The following is a 17,194-nucleotide window of genomic DNA, read 5'->3' as shown; positions in this document are numbered from 1 at the left end:
GATGCTGGCTGACAAACATATCCTGTTGATCGTGGGCGGCGGAATTGCCGCATTCAAGGCCCTGGACCTGGTGCGGCGGCTGCGAGAGCGCGAGGTGCACGTGACGCCTGTGCTCACCCGGGCCGGAGCTGAATTTGTCACGCCGCTCAGCCTTGCTGCGTTGTCCGCCTCGAAAATCCATCAGGATCTGTTTGACCTTACGGAAGAGGCCGAGATGGGCCATATCGAACTGTCCCGCGCTGCTGATTTGATCGTTGTGGTCCCGGCCACAGCCGATCTGATGGCGAAAATGGCGGGCGGGCTGGCGCATGATCTGGCCAGCACCTTGCTGCTGGCAACCGATAAACGCGTGTTGATCGCGCCTGCGATGAATGTGCGGATGTGGGACCACCCGGCAACCCAACGCAATCTGGCGACGCTGCAAGGCGACGGCGTGCTGGTCGTCGGCCCCAATGACGGCGACATGGCCTGCGGCGAACACGGGCCGGGGCGCATGGCCGAAGTGCCTGAAATCATTGCCGCGATTGATGCGGCCCTGTCAGATGGCCCGCTGCGCGGCAAACATGTGCTGGTCACATCCGGCCCGACCCATGAACCGATTGATCCGGTGCGCTATATCGCAAACCGGTCGTCCGGTGCACAAGGCACCGCGATTGCGCGTGCGCTGGCTGATTTGGGGGCCGATGTGACGTTTGTGACCGGCCCTGCCGACGTGCCGTCGCCTGCGGGTGTCAAGGTGGTCAGGGTCCAGACCGCCCGCGAAATGCTGACCGCCGTGCAGGCCGCGCCCCCCGCCGATGTGGCAGTCTTTGCGGCTGCCGTGGCGGATTGGCATGTAACAAATGCGGGCAAGGGTAAGATCAAGAAAGACGGTGACCGCTTGCCGAAACTCGAATTTTCTGAAAACCCCGACATCCTGGCGACTGTTGCACAGATGAAATCTGGGCGCCCCGGTCTGGTCATCGGCTTTGCCGCCGAAACCGACGATGTGATCGCCAATGCGACAGCCAAACGGGCGCGCAAAGGGTGCGACTGGATCGTCGCCAATGATGTGTCGCCCGCAACGGGGATCATGGGGGGCACTGAAAACGCGATCACGCTGATCATGGAGGACGGGTCTGAAACATGGCCCCGCATGACCAAGGATGCGGTTGCCGCTGCACTTGCAAAACGCATTGCAGAGGCGATGTCGTGACGCCGGACATCCAGTTTAAGTGGGTCGATGATGCGGATACCAGCCTTGGGCTGCCGTCATACGAAACATCCGGTGCCGCCGGTGCCGATCTGCGTGCGAACCTGCCAGACCAGCCGCCCGTGATCTTGACCACGGGGGAACGGGCGCTGATCCCAACAGGCCTTCGCATGGCGATCCCGCAGGGGTTCGAGGTGCAGATCAGGCCACGGTCCGGTTTGGCGCTGAAACATGGGCTGACGCTGGTCAATACACCCGGCACGATTGACAGCGACTATCGCGGTCCCGTCGGTGTGATCCTGGTCAATCTGGGGCAAGAGGATTTTCAAGTGACGCACGGCATGCGCATTGCGCAAATGGTGGTGGCCCCTGTGGTGCAGGCGCGTTTTGTCGCTGTAGACGAACTGGATGAGACAGCCCGTGGCGCCGGTGGGTTCGGGTCCACCGGCCAATGATTATGGTTGGCGCAATGATCGCGGCCCTTTGGGGGATCGGTGTCGCGATGAAAACCCCCTATCAGGCGCGGTGGACGATGATTGCCATTCTGTTGCTGGCGGTGATGATGTTGCAGGTGGTTCTGCCCGACGGCCATCCGCTGCGCACCGCGACAGGGGGCGATGCACGGCTTTGGGGCTTGCTGATCGCGTTTGGGTTTATCGTTTGGGGCTATCGCAAAGTGCTGGGCCTGCTGCGCGCGCGGGTGGTGCAAACCGCTGCGCCTGTGGCGAAATCCGACAAGTTTTCCCCAACCGAACTGGACCGTTACGCCCGCCACATAATCCTGCGCGAAGTAGGCGGGCAGGGGCAAAAGGCCTTGCGCGATGCGCGCGTTCTGGTAGTGGGCGCTGGCGGGTTAGGCGCGCCGGCGCTGCAATATCTGGCCGCCGCCGGCGTGGGCACGATTGGCGTGATCGACGATGATCTGGTGGAAAATGCCAACCTGCAGCGGCAGGTGATCCACCTTGACCGCAACATCGGCATGCCCAAGGTCCATTCCGCAGCAGAGGCGATGACGGCCCAGAACCCTTTCGTCACCGTGCGCCCCTATCACCGGCGGCTGGATGCAGATATCGCAGATGACCTGTTTGCGGACTATGATCTGGTGCTGGATGGCACCGATAATTTCGCAACCCGCTATCTGGTGAACCGGACGACCGTTGCACAGGGCAAGCCGCTGGTCGCCGCCGCGCTTACGCAATGGGAAGGCCAGATAAGCCTGTATGACCCCGCCCACGGCACGCCCTGCTATGAATGCGTTTTCCCCACAGCCCCCGATGCCGCACTGGTGCCCAGTTGCGCCGAGGCAGGAGTGATCGGGCCCTTGCCCGGTGTGATCGGCGCGATGATGGCGGTCGAGGCGGTGAAACAGATTACTGGCGCGGGGTTGGGGCTGGGGGGGCGGTTGCTGATCTATGATGCGTTATATGCCGAAAGCCGGACGATTGCGATCAAACCGCGCGCCGATTGTGCTGTTTGTGGCGGCAAAGGCTGATGTGGTGCGCCTGCTGCGCCGGCCCATTTTTTGAGTATTTTTGGCAAGATGATGAGACAGGTTCTGGCAAAAGCCGACCCGCGGACCTAGCTTGAGGGCAAAGGAGATTTGCCATGACAAACCCGTTGCTTGCCGCTTGGGACACACCGTTCGGGCTGCCGCCGTTTGACCGGATGTCGGACGATGATTTCGCTCCCGCCGTCGATGCGGCCTTGGCCGAGGCCCGGGCGAATATCGCTGCGATCACCGATTACCCCGAGCCGCCCACCTTTGCCAATACGATCGAGGCATTGGAACAGGCCGAGGAAACGCTGGGCCGCGTGCTGGGCGCATTTTACCCGATGGCAGGTGCCGACAGTAACCCCGCGCGTGAGGGATTGCAGCGCGAATTTGCCCCCATGTTGGCCGCCTACGGGTCCGAGATTTCGGAAAACAAGGCGCTTTTCGCCCGAATAGAGGCGATCTGGGCCGATCGTGATGCGCTGGACCTGACCGACGAACAAAAGCGCGTGCTGATGCTGACGCGGCGCGGCTTTGTCCGCTCTGGTGCGCAGCTTGACGGGGCCGAGGCCGAGGCATTGCGCGCGGTCAAATCGCGCTTGTCGGTGCTGGGCACGCAATTCACGCAAAACCTGTTGGCGGATGAACGTGCGTGGTTCATGCCACTGGATGGCGATGACCTGACCGGCCTGCCAGATTTCGTGATCGCGACGGCAAGGGCTGCGGGTGCGGAAAAAGACGCAGGCGGCCCGGTGGTCACGCTGTCACGGTCGCTGATCGTGCCTTTCCTGCAATTTTCCGACCGGCGCGATCTGCGCCAAAAGGCATACGAGGCATGGGCGGCGCGTGGCGCCAATGGTGGCAAGACCGACAACCGTGCCCTTGCGGCGGAAACGCTGCGCTTGCGTGAACAGCGGGCAGGTTTGCTGGGTTATGACACATTCGCCGATTTCAAGCTGGAAACAGAAATGGCGGGCACGCCTGACGCGGTGCGCGATCTGTTGATGCAGGTCTGGGAACCGGCCAAGGCCGCCGCCACGGCAGACGCCAAGGTGTTGGAAAGGATGCTGCATTCGGACGGGTTTGACGGCCCGCTGGAACCATGGGACTGGCGCTATTATGCGGAAAAGCGGCGCAAGGCGCTGCACGATCTGGATGAGGCGGAGCTAAAGCCCTACCTGCAACTGGACCGGATGATTGACGCGGCTTTTGCCTGTGCCAACCGTTTGTTCGGTCTGGATTTTGCGGAAATCACAGGGCCGACCTATCACCCCGATGTGCGCATGTGGGAGGTGACGCGGGATGGCTGTCATGTGGCGGTGTTCATGGGTGACTATTTCGCGCGCGGATCGAAACGGTCGGGTGCCTGGTGCACTGCGCTGCGCACGCAAAAACGGCTGGGCGGCGATACCCGCCCGCATGTGCTGAACGTGTGCAATTTTGCCAAACCCCAGAATGGAGAGCCCGCTTTGCTGTCCTATGATGATGCACGCACGTTGTTCCACGAATTTGGCCATGCGCTGCACCAGATGTTGTCGGATGTGACCTATGACAGTATCAGTGGCACATCGGTGGCGCGCGATTTCGTGGAATTGCCCAGCCAGCTGTTCGAGCACTGGCTGGAAGTGCCGCAGGTTCTGGCGGAGTTTGCCACCCATGCGGATACCGGCCAGCCGATGCCGCAGGATTTGCTGGACAGGATGCTGGCCGCCACGACCTATGACATGGGATTTCAGACGGTGGAATATGTCGCCTCGGCGCTTGTCGATCTGGGGTTTCACGATGGCCCGGCCCCGGTGGACCCGATGCAGAAACAGGCGGAAATACTGGAAAGTATCGGCATGCCCCACGCGATCCGCATGCGCCACGCGACGCCGCATTTCGCCCATGTGTTTTCCGGTGACGGATATTCCAGCGGCTACTACAGCTATATGTGGTCCGAGGTGATGGACGCCGACGCCTTTGCCGCCTTTGAAGAGGCAGGCGACCCCTTTGACGCGGATATCGCCAAACGGCTGGAGGCAACGGTGCTGTCATCTGGCGGGTCGGTGGATGCCGCAGATCTTTATACCGCGTTCCGTGGCCGGTTGCCGGGGGTCGGGGCGCTGTTGAAAGGGCGCGGGCTGGATCGGGCCGCCTGACGTTTCAGGCGCGCACCAAACCGTGACAATTGCTGATCCCGCTGTGACGATCAACAGGGTTACGCTCTTTCTTGTGGGTGAATTGGCACCCGTTTGAAAGAAGGAGGGTAAAATGAGGATTTTGACATTTGCGATTGGCGTCGCGCTGGCAACACCGGTAATGGCGCAGGATGCCATGCCGTTTGGTTCGGATGCGGACAAGGCGTATGCCGCAGCGCTTTGGGATACCATGATCGAGAAAAATCTGGCGGGTGACGGGCTGATGATTTCGTTTCCTTATCCGGGGACTGATCCGCACGGGTTCCTGTTGGAGACACTCTATACCCAGGCCACGATTGACGGACACACAGGCGCGCTGGTGGTCAAGCGGAACTATGGCCCCATGAACGTGAGCGAGGACGAAGTGATCGCCGACCCCAAAGGGCATTTGGGCGCCATCACCGTGATGTTCGAACGCGAAGCGGGTTATGACGATGCGACGCAGAACTGGTTCTATGCCAAATACCTGCCTGACGGGACATTGGACGTGAACCCGATGGGGGCATCGCTGGCAGGTCTGGTGGGCAAGGATGCGGATGCCGGGTGCATTGCATGCCATCAGAATGCGGGTGGCGATGATTACATCTTTACCACAGATGCCCGGGTCACGGTGAACTAAGGCCGCAACGCGCTAGGGGCGTGGATCATCGGGGTGTTTCTGGACCCCGACGGGGTCTTTGTGGATCAGCACATCGGCGCGCGGATAGGCGGCAATGATCGCCCGGCGCAGGGCGGCCCCGATCGCATGGGCCTGGTCCAGCGTTTGATCGCCGTCCAACTCGATATGCAGGTTCACGAACACCCGGCTGCCTGCGACGCGTGTTTTCAGGTCGTGGTAACCATGCACGCCGGGGAAATCTGCGGCAATCGCACTGATCCCTGCGATCATGTCAGGGTCTGCCTGCCGGTCCATCAGCGCGTCCCACGCGCCCTTGCCGATCCGCAGCGCGCCCACCGCCAGCAGGGCGGCCGCCCCTAGCGCCACGACGCTATCAATCTGGCCAAGCCCGAATGTCGCAGACGCCCAAAGCGCAATGATTGCACCGATATTCGGGATCAGGTCACCCAGATAATGCAGACTGTCGGCCTTGACGACCTTGTTATCGGTTTTGCGCGCCACATGGCGCTGCCACAGCACCAGCCCTAGCGTGACGGCAATGGAAAACACCATGATTGCGATGCCCTGACCTTCGCGGTCGGGCAGGGTCACGGTGTCGTCCAGCAGACGCAGGATGGCGGCGACGGCAATCACCCCGGCTGAGATCAGGATGAACAGCGACTGGCTTAGTGCTGCCAGATCCTCGGCCGAGGTGTGGCCGAAATTGTGGTCTTCGTCCGCAGGTTTGGCAGCATAGGCGATGGCCGCCAGCGCGCCCAGCGACATCATCAGGTCCATTGCGCTGTCGGCCAATGTGGCAGCCACGGCAAGTGAACCGGTTTGACCCAGTGCCCAAAGTTTCGCCAGCACCAGTACCAATGCCACCATCACCGACAAAAAGCCGGCGGACAGGTTCAGGCGGGTATCATGGCGGTGGGTCATCGGGCTGGACCTATGGTGTTTGGGGCGTTGTATCACCCCTGTTTGCGGATGTCAGACCTAAGCGCCGTTCCTTTGCGCATCAACTGCTGTGCAGTGGCTTTTTGTTGTGCCTAAAATGTGGGCGTAACCGGTTCACCGCACAATCATTGTGCAGGCCTATTGCGCATTGGCTGTTTCCAGCTACCCTATCCGAATGAGCAATAGACCGGATTATTTTGACGAAATGATGCAGGCAGGTGGTGTGCCACGCGCGCCCTACGCCGATTATCACGACTGGTTCAAGGGCGAGGAGGCCGGTCGGCTGCTGGAAAAGTCAGCCGAGGCCGAGGCGCTTTTTCGCCTGACAGGGATTACTTTCAATGTTTATGGGGATCCAAGCGCAGCCGAGCGTTTGATCCCCTTTGATCTGATACCGCGGATCATCGGGGGGCGCGAATGGTCGCGCGTGTCCAAGGGGATCGAACAACGGGTGCGCGCGTTGAATGCGTTTTTGCACGATATTTATCATCGGCAGGAAATCGTCAAAGCGGGGCGTATTCCCGCCCACATGATCGCGCGCAATGCGGCATTTCTGCCCCATATGATCGGCGTGACGCCACCGGGCGGGATTTATACGCACATCGTCGGCACCGATCTTGTGCGGACCGGGCCGGACGAATTTTTCGTGTTGGAGGATAACGCACGCACACCTTCGGGCGTATCCTATATGCTGGAAAATCGCGAAACGATGCTGCACATGTTCCCCGAACTGTTTTCCAAGGTGAAAGTGCAAAGCGTGTCGCAATACCCCCGGTCGCTGCGGCGGTCACTGGGGGCCTGTGCACCCAAGGCCTGCGAGGGTCGCCCGACGCTGGCGGTGCTGACGCCTGGGATATACAATTCGGCCTATTACGAACACGCCTTTCTGGCCGACCAGATGGGTGCCGAACTGGTCGAGGGTCACGACCTGCGGGTCGTGAATGGCCGTGTCGCGATGCGCACGACCGAAGGGTATAAACCGATTGATGTGCTCTATCGCCGGATTGACGATGACTATCTTGATCCGATGAATTTCAACCCGGATTCGATGCTGGGTGTTCCCGGTATCATGGACGTTTATCGTGCTGGCGGTATCACACTGGCCAATGCGCCCGGCACAGGCATTGCCGACGACAAGGCGATTTATTCCTACATGCCCGAGATCGTGGAATTCTACACCGGCGAAAAGGCGATCCTCAAAAATGTGCCGACCCATCGCTGCTCGGAACCCGAAGCGCTGAAATATGTGCTCGATAATCTGGCTGAACTGGTCGTGAAAGAGGTGCACGGATCGGGGGGTTACGGCATGCTGGTCGGCCCTGCTGCCAGCAAGAAAGAATTGGCGGCCTTCCGCGCCAAGCTGGAGGCAAACCCCGACAACTACATCGCACAGCCGACTTTGGCGCTGTCCACCGTGCCGATCCTGACTGATGCGGGGCTGGCCCCGCGCCACGTCGATCTGCGCCCCTATGTGCTGGTGTCGCCGGGCAACATCGACATCACGCCCGGTGGTCTGACCCGTGTGGCCCTGACCAAAGGGTCGCTGGTGGTGAACTCGTCCCAAGGGGGCGGCACCAAGGATACCTGGGTGCTGGAGGAGTAGGCAATGCTAGGCAAGACAGCAGGCGGGCTTTTCTGGCTTTTCCGCTACATGGAGCGGTCCGAGAATACAGCGCGGATGATTGATGCAGGGCTGCGGATATCGCTGACACGCTCGAGTGCGGCGGTGTCGGAATGGACCTCGATCCTGAATTCCACGGGGCTGCAAAATGTGTATCTGCAGCGCTATGACACCTACACCGGCCCGCAGGTCATTGATTTTCTGCTGCGCGATGAAACGAATCCCGGCAGCGTGCGTGCGGTGGTCGAGGCCGCACGCAATAACGCCCGGCTGGTGCGGACCGCCCTGACCCGCGAAGTCTGGGAGGCCGTGAACGAATGTTACATGGCGTTGACCGATGTGCTGGCAAACCCTGTCAGTGACCGCGATCTGCCGCGCGTGTTGCAGATGATCCGCCAGCGCAGCGCCTTTGTGCGTGGGGCGCTGCATGGCACCATGGTGCGCAATGACATGTATGATTTCGCGCGCATCGGCACGTTTTTCGAACGCGCCGACAATACCGCCCGTATTCTGGATGTGAAATATTATATCCTGCTGCCGTCAATCATGCATGTGGGCACGGCGACCGACAACGTGCAGTGGGAAACCATTCTGCGCGCCACGTCATCCGTGCGCGCCTATCAGACCCTGCATGACGGCGAAGTGGACCCCAAGAGTATCGCACATTTTCTGATGCTGGACCGGCGCCTGCCGCGCAGCCTTGCGTTCTGCTATAGCAAGATCAAGGATAACCTTGCCTATCTGGAAACCGACTATGGGACGCGCCACCCCAGTCACGATCTGTCCGACCGGGTCTGCAAGCGGTTCTCGACCTTTGATATCGACATGATCTTTGAGTATGGATTGCACGAATTCATTCAGGACTTTCTGAAAGACAATGCCGCCCTCGGGCAGCAGATCGAAACCGATTACCGTTTCATAGAGTGACCCCCATGCGCCTGAAAATCGAACACCAGACGACGTATACATATGATCAGCCCGTCCCTTACGGTTTGCAACAGTTGCGCCTGCGCCCCAAGTCGCGCGACGGCCAAGAGGTGCTGTCATGGGATATTGAGGTGCGCGGTGGCAGCCGCGAAGTCACATACGAGGATGAACACGCCAATTCCGTCGACCTGATCAGTTTTGACGGTGGCCAACACGAGATCAGCATCACCTGCAAAGGCGAGGTAGAGGTGACGGACCGGGCCGGGGTTGTCGGACGCCAGATGGGGTTTGTGCCGCTGTGGCTGTATCAGCGCAGCACGCCGTTGACCGAAGCGGGCGCCGGTGTGGCGGCGCTGGTCGCTGGCGTGAAGCGCGAAGATACTGACCTTGCGACATTGCACGCATTATCTACGCATATTCTGCTTGCAGTCCCTTTTTCCACCGATCAGGCCGCATCCGATCTGACGGCTGAGCAGGCGATTGCGGCAGGGCATGCCGTCTGTCAGGATCACGCGCACATCTTTATTTCTGCGGCGCGCGCGATGGGTTTTCCGGCACGTTATGTGTCCGGCTATCTGATGATGAATGACCGGGTGTTGCAGGATGCCGGCCACGCTTGGGCCGAAGCCCACGTCGAAGGCCTGGGCTGGGTCGGCTTCGATGTCTCGAATGCGATTTCGCCAGATGCGCGTTATGTCCGGGTTGCAACTGCCCTTGATTACCGCGGCGCGGCCCCCATTTCCGGCATGCGTTTCGGCCACGGCAGCGAAAGCCTGCAAGTCGCCTTGCAGGTGCAGCAGCAATAGGTGCATGTTAACGCCAGTGTAACGACCCCGTGCTAGGGGCAATACGTTTGTATCGGGCGGACAGTAAGATGACATATTGTGTTGGCATGCGGCTTGATCGTGGGCTGATTTTCATGGCGGATACACGCACCAATGCGGGTATCGACAATATTTCGACTGCCAAGAAACTGCACACCTGGGAAATCCCCGGTGATCGCGTGATCACCCTGATGACAGCGGGCAATCTTGCCACGACCCAGTCGGTCGTCAGCTTGCTGGATGAACGCGCCAAGGCACCGGTGGATCGCAAACCCTCAATCCTTGAAGCACCATCGATGTTTCAGATCGCCCGCGAGGTCGGACAAACCCTAAGAGAGGTGATCCAGGCCAATGCAATGACGGGCGAAACCGCCGATGCAACCTTTAGCGCCACGATCGTCTTGGGTGGCCAGATCAAGGGATCGCCGCCGCGCCTGTTTCTGATCTACCCCGAGGGGAATTTCATAGAAGCGTCGGATGACAACCCGTTTTTCCAGATCGGAGAGACGAAATACGGCAAGCCCATTCTGGTGCGCGCCTATGATCCCGCAATGCAGTTCGAGGCGGCGTTGAAGCTGCTGATGGTCAGTTTCGATTCCACGATCAAATCAAACCTGTCCGTCGGTCTGCCACTGGATTACATGACCTACGATACCGACGCATTCGAACTGGGTCATGTGGGGCGGATCGCGGTTGACAATGCTTACTACGATGCGGTGTCAAGCGGGTGGGGCGAGGCGCTGAGAGCGGCCTTTGATCACCTGCCGGAGTTTTCTTTCGACGACTGATCAATCGCGAAGTTCGGTGGGGGCCACACCCCATAAAACCGATTTCGGGGCCCAGCCGCGATAGCCGCCAGCGGTCAGTTGGCACCAATCCGCATTGCATTCACCCAGCCGCGCGATCACGCCCGGTTCCAGCAGCGCGTTTTCCAGCGATGTTTCATCCGGCCGCGCGCGCAGGGCGGTCGTTTCCTTGTTGATCAAAACGGTGCGGGCACCTGACAGCATCGAATAATGCACCCAGCCACCCTGGCCGTCCCTGTCAATGACCCGCCGCCAGTGCCCGTATTCCGCGATCACCTGCAACGGCATGTTGCGCCGGGTATAAACCCAGTCGATCCGATGCGACAGCGATGGCCCCCGCCGCACGTTCGATTCAGACGCCTTGAGCGAGACATACCTTGGCAGTGGCAAGTTTGTTTCAGGGCCAAGCGTGGGTGTCTGGCTGGTGGGTTGTGCGCTGGCCATGCAGCAAGACAGCACTACAGCGCATATCGCTGTCTGCACCACACGGAACCCTTGCACCCATGCAATCATTGTCTGCCCTTAACTGCTCAAAATTCGGTGCGCGGTTCTTGTGCTGCGCGTCCCTTTCGCGCAACCTGCCACGACAGGAATGATTTGAAAAGCCATGGGAGGGCGTGCCATGCCGGGTAAGCATTTGAGTGTTGTTGTTACGCGACGGTTGCCCGAAGTCGTCGAAACCCGGATGAAAGAGCTGTTCAACGTCACCCTGCGTGAAGATGACACCGCAATGACGCCGGATGAACTGGCCGCAGCGATGCAGGACGCGGACGTGCTGGTGCCCACGATTACCGATCAGATCGACGCCAAGATGCTGGGCCGTGCGGGTGACAGGCTCAAGCTGATTGCGAATTACGGGGCCGGGGTCGACAATATCGACGTGGCCACTGCCCGGCAGCGCGGGATTCATGTATCCAACACGCCCGGCGTCGTGACCGAGGACACCGCCGATATGGTCATGGCGTTGATCCTTGGCGTCACGCGCCGGTTGGCCGAAGGGATCAGGCTGGCGCAGTCGGACGATTGGCAGGGCTGGTCGCCGACGGCGATGCTGGGCGGGCGCATCGCAGGGCGCCGGTTGGGCATTCTTGGCATGGGCCGGATCGGGCAGGCAGTGGCCAAACGCGCCGCTGTCTTCGGGATGCAGGTCCATTACCATAACCGCAAGCGCCTGCGCCCTGAAATCGAAGATGCGCTGGACGCGACGTACTGGGAAAGCCTTGATCAGATGGTGTCGCGCATGGATGTGATTTCCATCAACTGCCCCCATACCCCGTCCACCTTTCATCTGATGAACGCGCGCCGGTTGAAACTGATGAAACCCGATGCGGTGATCGTGAACACCTCGCGTGGCGAGGTGATCGATGAAAACGCGCTGACCCGGATGCTGCGTGCGGGTGAAATTGCGGGGGCAGGGCTGGACGTGTTCGAACGCGGGCATGAAATCAACCCGCGTCTGAAAAAGTTGCCCAACGCGATCCTGCTGCCGCATATGGGTTCTGCGACCCGCGAAGGGCGGATCGAGATGGGCGAAAAGGTTATCGTCAATATCAAGACCTTTGCCGATGGTCACCGCCCGCCGGATCTGGTCGTGCCGTCGATGCTTTAACATCGTATTGCGTCATGATCATGCCACGCCTGTCGCAATCGTGCATAAACATGTCGGCTGGTTCTGACGTGCGGCACTGATTTTCGCGCAAATGGCCTTGCATATCTGCCAAGGGGAATCGCCATCATGAAAACGCAAGTCAAAGCATTGGTCGTGGGCGGCGGTGCCGTTGGTACGTCGATCGCCTATCATCTGGCCAAGGCGGGCTGGAACGATGTGATGCTGCTGGAACGCGATGAACTGACATCCGGTTCCACATGGCATGCGGCGGGGCTGCTGCCCCTGTTCAACATGTCCTTTGCGACGACCCACATTCACAAATACTCGGTCGATTTTTACAAGACGCTAGAGGCCGAAACAGGCCTGAATGCCGGTTTTGCTGTCGTGGGGAACCTGCGCCTGGCGCAGACGCAGGACCGCATGGATGAATACATGCTGTATGCGTCCACCGCCGAAACCTGCGATGTGCCCTACGTCTGGATGACCCCGGACGAGATCAAGGCGAAATGGCCGCTGATCGAAACCTCTGACCTGAAAGGGGCGCTCTATCACAACACCGACGGCTATATTAACCCTGCCGACGTGACCCAGGCGATGGCCAAGGGTGCGCGCCAGCGCGGTGTGGACATCGTGCGCAAATGGCAGGCCGATGCGTTTCACTGGAACGGCACCCATTGGGAAGTGACCTGCACCAAGATGGTGGAAAAGGGCGGCAACCTTGTCCCCTCCGACGAACAGATCGTCATCACCGCCGAACACGTGGTCACCGCCTCGGGCAACCACGCGCAGACGACAGCCAAAAAGCTGGGTATCAAGATTCCCGCGATTCCGGTCGAGCACCAGTTCATCGTCATGGATCAGGATCCCGCACTGGTGGAATACCGCGCGGCGGGCAACCCCGAACACCCCGTTATCCGCGACGCTGACGCGCAGTCCTATGTGCGCGAAGAACGTGGGGGGTGGATCCTGGGCGTCTACGAGAAAAACGCCCCTGCCGTGTTCGAATACGGCGTGCCTGACAGTTTCCGCGCTGACCTTTTCCCGCTCGATCTGGAACGGATCGAGGACCAGTATATGGCGATGATCCACCGTATTCCGTCCTGCGAGGAAAGCGGCCTGAAAGACGATTTCAACGGCCCGATCTGCTATACCCCCGATGGCAACCCACTGGTTGGCCCGGCGCCCGGCCTGCACAACATGTGGCTGGCCGAAGGGTTCAGCTTTGGCATCACAGCTGCTGGCGGCACTGGCTATTACCTTGCGCAGATGATGGTCGATGGCGAAGCCGAGATCGACATGGCGTCACTTGACCCCAAGCGCTATGGCGACTGGATGACGACCGAATGGGCCGCGCGCAAGAACGAAGAAGCCTATGACCACGTTTATATCGTGCACCACCCGGATGAAGAGCGCCCGGCTTGCCGTCCGCTGCGCACGGCACCGGCCTATGACCGGCAGGCGGCCCGTGGCGCGCAATTCGGGTTCGTGAACGGCTGGGAACGCCCGAATTATTTTGCACCCGCAGGCTTCAACGACCATGATGCGCGGTCTTTCCGACGCGGTGGCTGGTGGCAATATGCCGTGGAAGAAGCCAAGGCGATCCGCGAAGGCGTTGGCCTTATCGACGCGACTGCGTTCACCAAACATGTCGTCAAAGGCCCCGGCGCGACGGCGTTTCTGGATTGGTTCACTACCAACAAACTGCCCAAGGTGGGGCGCATCAACCTGACCTATGCGCTGACCAGCCACGGCACGACGCGCACCGAATATACGATCGTTCGCATGAAGGACGACGAGTATTATCTGGTCAGCGCCGGTGCGTGGACAGCCTATGACGCGGATTACCTGCGCAAGGCGGTCGCGGATAAAGAGCCGGAGTTTGGCCGGATCGACGTGCAGAACGTCACGACCCAATGGGGTGTATTCGCCATTGCCGGCCCGAAATCGCGCGATGTTCTGAACGCCGTCATCAAGGACGCGGACCCAGCGACCGCACTGTCCAACAAGCGTTTCCCGTGGCTGTCTGCCCGCCAGATCGAACTGGGCATGTGCCCGGTCAACGCGATCCGGGTCGCCTATACAGGTGAGCTGGGTTGGGAACTGCACCACCCGATCGAGATGCAGAACTATCTGTTCGATCTGCTGGAAAAAGCAGGTGGGGCGCATGGTATGAAGCTGGTAGGCGCGCGGGCGCAGAACTGGCTGCGGCAGGAAAAATCCTATCGCGCCTTTGGCAACGAGTTGGGACGCGACGCCACCCCGCTTGAGGCTGATTTGCCGCGTTTCGTTGACATGTCCAAAGATTTCCACGGCAAGGAAGCGATGGAGGCCAAGGGTATCCGTTCCAAATGCGTCACCCTTCTGATCGACGGCCCCGACGATGCCGACCCATGGGGCCGCGAGGCGATTTATGACGGCGAAACCCGTGTGGGGCGCCTGACATCGGGCGGCTATTCCGTGGCGTTCAGCAAATCCATTGGCATGGGCTATGTCCGCCCGGATATGGCTGTCGTCGGCACCAGACTGCAGGTCAAGATGCTGGATCAACTGTGGCCCGCGACAATCGTCGAGGACAGCCCCTATGATCCGTCAAACACCACTATTCGGGTGGATGGCTGACCTGTCGTTTGCCGCGAAACTTGCGCCGCAGGGTATGCGCCCTGCGGCGTCCGCGAATGATCAGTGACGCGATCGGCCCCTGCAGCGCGGGCACATCCACAGCCAGCAGCAATAGCCCCAGCGGGATCATCCAAAGGCCGAACACGGGCAGAATGGCCAGAAATCCGCCAAGGATGAACACCACGGCCAGCATGACACGCAAAATCATCCAGCCCGGGCTGCGGATCTGGTCGATACCGGGGACCACCTTGGACATGCGGTGAAATTGCCTGTCAAAGCGGTGGCGGATAGCCTTGTGTTTCTTGTCATCCATGCTGCCTAGATGGTGCAGCAGTCACCGGTTTGAAAGGGGCGTTTTGCCTCAGGATTGAAACCGCGCGGGCGACAGTGATTTAATTGTATCTGCCGATAATATGGATGGCTTGCCACTGATCAGGTCGGCCAGCAACTGGCTTGCCGCAGGGCTGGATTGCATGCCATAGCCGCCTTGCCCCGCGCACCAGATGAACTGCGGGTCATCATTCGCGGGGCCCAGGACCAGCGTGCGATCGGGCGCGAAAGTGCGCAGCCCGGCCCATGACGACAGCAAGCGTGTCACAGGCTCGGTGACATGCGCCTCGTAGCGGGCCAGGCCTTCGGCCAGGACCATGTCGTCGGTAAAGGCGTCGTGGGGCTCTACTGGGTCTTCCTCGGCGGGGGATATGATCAGTGCGCCTGCATCGGGTTTGGCATACCAGTCCTCGCCGGGGCCAAAGATCATGGGCCAGCCCGACACATCATGGCCGCCCGGGGCGGGAATGCGGGCCATGGACCGGCGCAATGGCGTGACCCCCAGGGGCGTGACACCGGCCATCTGCGCGATCACATCGACCCATGCGCCTGCTGCATTCACCAGCGTGCGCGCCTGATAGGTCGCGTCCCTGGTCGTGACGTCCCAGCCTGCTGCGGTGCGTGTGATGCCAGTGACCTGTGCCTTGGTCACGATGGTGCCGCCGTTCGCGCGCGCAGTGCGGGCAAAGGTCTGGACCAGTTTGTCGGTGTCGATATCCCATGCGTCGGGGTGATAAGCGGCGCGATCCACGACAGCGGGGTCAAGGACGGGGATCATCGCGCGCGCCTGCGCGACTGTGATTTCGGGCAGTTTCATATGCGTCCTGTCGGTCTCGAACGCAGCGGCGGCATCGGCGGTTCCGACCAGCATCAACCCCCGTGGGGAGAGCACATCGGCAGTGCGATGAAAATCAAGGCTCGCGGCGTTCAGGGCCACGGTGGATGGCTTGCCATAGCTTTCCTCGAACAGGGCGGCGGACCGGCCGGATGCGTGATAGGCCAACGCATCCTCGCCTTCCAGCAGGGTGACGCTGCCCAGTCCCGACAGGCGCGCGGCGGCGGACACGCCACCGATGCCGCCGCCGATGATCAGAAAGTCGATCATGCTTCCTCCAGCCGGTCGGTCGCCGGTGCTGGCGTGGGCGAAAGCGCGGTGATCCGGTCATAAAGCGCAGGCGTCATCGTGAAATCGATCGCTGCCAGTGACGGCTGCAACTGCGCCACCGACCGGGCCGAAATGATGGGGGCGGGCTGCGCTGCATGGCTCTTGACCCATGCAACGGCCAGCGTCGCGGGGTTGGTGCCCAATTCTGCCGCCAGATTGGACAGCGCAGCGGCGGTCTGGTGCATCCAGTCCTGCCCGTAGCGGGCGCGATAGCGTGGATCATCCGTCAGCCGCCCGGTGCCGCCACCGGTGTATTTGCCTGTCAGCAACCCGCCCCCCAGCGGTGAATAGGGTGCGATGGCGATATCCTGATCCACGGCCATCGGGAAAATCTCGACCTCGGACTGCCGTTTCACAAGGCTGTACATGGGCTGGATCACATCGATTTTCGTGCCCAGCGATTTTGCCACGGCCTGCGCCTTCATGACCTGCCACGCGGCATAGTTGGACACGCCGATATGCCGGATGGCACCCGTTTGCTGCAATTCAGCCAGCGCACTGAATGTTTCTTCCAACGGGGTGTCGGGATCAAAACGGTGCATGTAAAGCAGGTCAACCGCGTCCTGATCAAGCTGCCTGCGGCATTTGTCGAAATGCGCGATGATATTCGCGCGCCCTGCGCCACCGGTATAGCCGACCTTGGTCGCCAGATAGAGGGCGTCGCGGTCCTGTTTGATGAAACTGCCCAGCAGGGTTTCAGATGCCCCGTTCGTATAGCCAACAGCGGTATCGAAATGGGTGATGCCTGCGGCAAGGGCGGCATCGAACATGGCGCGGCTTTCGCCCGCATCGGCCTTGCCACCGAACTGCATTGTGCCGAAAATCAGCCGGGAAACGGGCGCGTTATTGCGTGTGGTCAACTGTGTCATGG

The 17,194-nt window shown here is 60.5% G+C and carries 16 protein-coding genes; 11 read left to right on the top strand and 5 right to left on the bottom strand.

The window, feature by feature from the left end; genetic code table 11:
* The first annotated feature begins 1 nt into the window (after position 1).
* The 5 genes from coaBC to ACTG4B_RS01540 all read left to right on the top strand — a co-directional run bounded on the left by coaBC (position 2) and on the right by ACTG4B_RS01540 (position 5,483).
* Positions 2–1,195, top strand: coding sequence for a bifunctional phosphopantothenoylcysteine decarboxylase/phosphopantothenate--cysteine ligase CoaBC (gene coaBC, locus ACTG4B_RS01560; protein ID WP_439153916.1), 1,194 nt, complete (start codon positions 2–4; stop codon positions 1,193–1,195).
* Positions 1,192–1,647, top strand: coding sequence for a dUTP diphosphatase (gene dut / locus ACTG4B_RS01555; RefSeq protein ID WP_439153915.1), 456 nt, complete (start codon positions 1,192–1,194; stop codon positions 1,645–1,647). The genes coaBC and dut overlap by 4 nt, the downstream gene beginning before the upstream one ends.
* A complete protein-coding gene (locus ACTG4B_RS01550) occupies positions 1,644–2,684 on the top strand; it encodes a HesA/MoeB/ThiF family protein (RefSeq protein WP_439153914.1) in 1,041 nt (346 codons plus the stop codon). Before dut ends, ACTG4B_RS01550 begins: the two co-directional genes overlap by 4 nt.
* Positions 2,685–2,797: 113 nt before the next feature.
* Positions 2,798–4,825 (top strand): M3 family metallopeptidase, encoded by a 2,028-nt coding sequence (locus ACTG4B_RS01545; protein ID WP_439153913.1) that lies wholly within the window; start codon positions 2,798–2,800, stop codon positions 4,823–4,825.
* A 112-nt stretch (positions 4,826–4,937) separates the two neighbouring features.
* A complete protein-coding gene (locus tag ACTG4B_RS01540) occupies positions 4,938–5,483 on the top strand; it encodes a cytochrome P460 family protein (protein WP_439153912.1) in 546 nt (181 codons plus the stop codon).
* A gap of 12 nt (positions 5,484–5,495) precedes the next feature.
* On the opposite strand, the gene ACTG4B_RS01535 is transcribed toward ACTG4B_RS01540, so the two are convergent.
* A complete protein-coding gene (locus ACTG4B_RS01535; protein ID WP_439153911.1) occupies positions 5,496–6,404 on the bottom strand; it encodes a cation diffusion facilitator family transporter in 909 nt (302 codons plus the stop codon).
* Between the two features lie 193 nt (positions 6,405–6,597).
* Between ACTG4B_RS01535 and ACTG4B_RS01530 the strand changes: the two genes are divergently transcribed.
* From ACTG4B_RS01530 to ACTG4B_RS01515, 4 genes are all read left to right on the top strand, one after another.
* Positions 6,598–8,025 carry a circularly permuted type 2 ATP-grasp protein gene (locus ACTG4B_RS01530; RefSeq protein ID WP_439153910.1) on the top strand — a complete coding sequence of 476 codons (1,428 nt, stop codon included), beginning with the start codon at positions 6,598–6,600 and terminating at the stop codon, positions 8,023–8,025.
* Between the two features lie 3 nt (positions 8,026–8,028).
* Entirely contained in the window at positions 8,029–8,970 is a 942-nt protein-coding gene (locus tag ACTG4B_RS01525) for an alpha-E domain-containing protein (RefSeq protein ID WP_439153909.1), read from the top strand.
* A 5-nt stretch (positions 8,971–8,975) separates the two neighbouring features.
* Positions 8,976–9,776: a transglutaminase family protein gene (locus ACTG4B_RS01520; RefSeq protein WP_439153908.1), complete on the top strand. Its 801-nt coding sequence runs from the start codon at positions 8,976–8,978 to the stop codon at positions 9,774–9,776.
* A 68-nt stretch (positions 9,777–9,844) separates the two neighbouring features.
* Positions 9,845–10,582 carry a peptidase gene (locus ACTG4B_RS01515; protein ID WP_439153907.1) on the top strand — a complete coding sequence of 246 codons (738 nt, stop codon included), beginning with the start codon at positions 9,845–9,847 and terminating at the stop codon, positions 10,580–10,582.
* Here the strand turns inward: ACTG4B_RS01515 and ACTG4B_RS01510 are convergent, their stop codons facing one another.
* Positions 10,583–11,113 carry an SH3 domain-containing protein gene (locus ACTG4B_RS01510; protein WP_439153906.1) on the bottom strand — a complete coding sequence of 177 codons (531 nt, stop codon included), beginning with the start codon at positions 11,111–11,113 and terminating at the stop codon, positions 10,583–10,585.
* Between the two features lie 109 nt (positions 11,114–11,222).
* Here ACTG4B_RS01510 and ACTG4B_RS01505 point away from each other — a divergent pair, with 109 nt between their 5' ends.
* Positions 11,223–12,209: a 2-hydroxyacid dehydrogenase gene (locus ACTG4B_RS01505; protein WP_439153905.1), complete on the top strand. Its 987-nt coding sequence runs from the start codon at positions 11,223–11,225 to the stop codon at positions 12,207–12,209.
* A gap of 126 nt (positions 12,210–12,335) precedes the next feature.
* A complete protein-coding gene (locus ACTG4B_RS01500; RefSeq protein ID WP_439153904.1) occupies positions 12,336–14,828 on the top strand; it encodes a GcvT family protein in 2,493 nt (830 codons plus the stop codon).
* Here ACTG4B_RS01500 and ACTG4B_RS01495 read toward each other — a convergent pair.
* Genes ACTG4B_RS01495 through ACTG4B_RS01485 form a run of 3 tightly spaced genes read right to left on the bottom strand, consistent with a single transcriptional unit; the run spans position 14,809 to position 17,192 of the window.
* Positions 14,809–15,141 (bottom strand): hypothetical protein, encoded by a 333-nt coding sequence (locus ACTG4B_RS01495; RefSeq protein WP_439153903.1) that lies wholly within the window; start codon positions 15,139–15,141, stop codon positions 14,809–14,811. The two genes, ACTG4B_RS01500 and ACTG4B_RS01495, sit on opposite strands and share 20 nt — an antisense overlap.
* Before the next feature lie 48 nt (positions 15,142–15,189).
* Positions 15,190–16,263, bottom strand: a complete 1,074-nt coding sequence (locus ACTG4B_RS01490) for an NAD(P)/FAD-dependent oxidoreductase (RefSeq protein ID WP_439153902.1) — start codon at positions 16,261–16,263, stop codon at positions 15,190–15,192.
* A complete protein-coding gene (locus tag ACTG4B_RS01485) occupies positions 16,260–17,192 on the bottom strand; it encodes an aldo/keto reductase (RefSeq protein WP_439153901.1) in 933 nt (310 codons plus the stop codon). The genes ACTG4B_RS01490 and ACTG4B_RS01485 overlap by 4 nt, the downstream gene beginning before the upstream one ends.
* Between the last annotated feature and the right edge of the window lie 2 nt (positions 17,193–17,194).

Source organism: Yoonia sp., from assembly GCF_965660735.1.
In the GTDB taxonomy this organism is placed as follows: Bacteria; Pseudomonadota; Alphaproteobacteria; order Rhodobacterales; family Rhodobacteraceae; genus Yoonia.
The sequence above is the reverse complement of the archived record's forward strand: the minus strand, read 5'-3'. Positions and strand labels throughout refer to the sequence as shown.

What these genes read in the sequence shown, in the direction of transcription:
- coaBC (WP_439153916.1), top strand. Translation starts at nt 2, where the DNA reads ATGCTGGCTGACAAACATATCCTGTTGATCGTGGGCGGCGGAATTGCC.
- ACTG4B_RS01550 (WP_439153914.1), top strand. Translation starts at nt 1,644, where the DNA reads ATGATTATGGTTGGCGCAATGATCGCGGCCCTTTGGGGGATCGGTGTC.
- ACTG4B_RS01545 (WP_439153913.1), top strand. Translation starts at nt 2,798, where the DNA reads ATGACAAACCCGTTGCTTGCCGCTTGGGACACACCGTTCGGGCTGCCG.
- ACTG4B_RS01540 (WP_439153912.1), top strand. Translation starts at nt 4,938, where the DNA reads ATGAGGATTTTGACATTTGCGATTGGCGTCGCGCTGGCAACACCGGTA.
- ACTG4B_RS01535 (WP_439153911.1), bottom strand. Translation starts at nt 6,404, where the DNA reads ATGACCCACCGCCATGATACCCGCCTGAACCTGTCCGCCGGCTTTTTG.
- ACTG4B_RS01530 (WP_439153910.1), top strand. Translation starts at nt 6,598, where the DNA reads ATGAGCAATAGACCGGATTATTTTGACGAAATGATGCAGGCAGGTGGT.
- ACTG4B_RS01525 (WP_439153909.1), top strand. Translation starts at nt 8,029, where the DNA reads ATGCTAGGCAAGACAGCAGGCGGGCTTTTCTGGCTTTTCCGCTACATG.
- ACTG4B_RS01520 (WP_439153908.1), top strand. Translation starts at nt 8,976, where the DNA reads ATGCGCCTGAAAATCGAACACCAGACGACGTATACATATGATCAGCCC.
- ACTG4B_RS01515 (WP_439153907.1), top strand. Translation starts at nt 9,845, where the DNA reads ATGACATATTGTGTTGGCATGCGGCTTGATCGTGGGCTGATTTTCATG.
- ACTG4B_RS01510 (WP_439153906.1), bottom strand. Translation starts at nt 11,113, where the DNA reads ATGATTGCATGGGTGCAAGGGTTCCGTGTGGTGCAGACAGCGATATGC.
- ACTG4B_RS01505 (WP_439153905.1), top strand. Translation starts at nt 11,223, where the DNA reads ATGCCGGGTAAGCATTTGAGTGTTGTTGTTACGCGACGGTTGCCCGAA.
- ACTG4B_RS01500 (WP_439153904.1), top strand. Translation starts at nt 12,336, where the DNA reads ATGAAAACGCAAGTCAAAGCATTGGTCGTGGGCGGCGGTGCCGTTGGT.
- ACTG4B_RS01495 (WP_439153903.1), bottom strand. Translation starts at nt 15,141, where the DNA reads ATGGATGACAAGAAACACAAGGCTATCCGCCACCGCTTTGACAGGCAA.
- ACTG4B_RS01490 (WP_439153902.1), bottom strand. Translation starts at nt 16,263, where the DNA reads ATGATCGACTTTCTGATCATCGGCGGCGGCATCGGTGGCGTGTCCGCC.
- ACTG4B_RS01485 (WP_439153901.1), bottom strand. Translation starts at nt 17,192, where the DNA reads ATGACACAGTTGACCACACGCAATAACGCGCCCGTTTCCCGGCTGATT.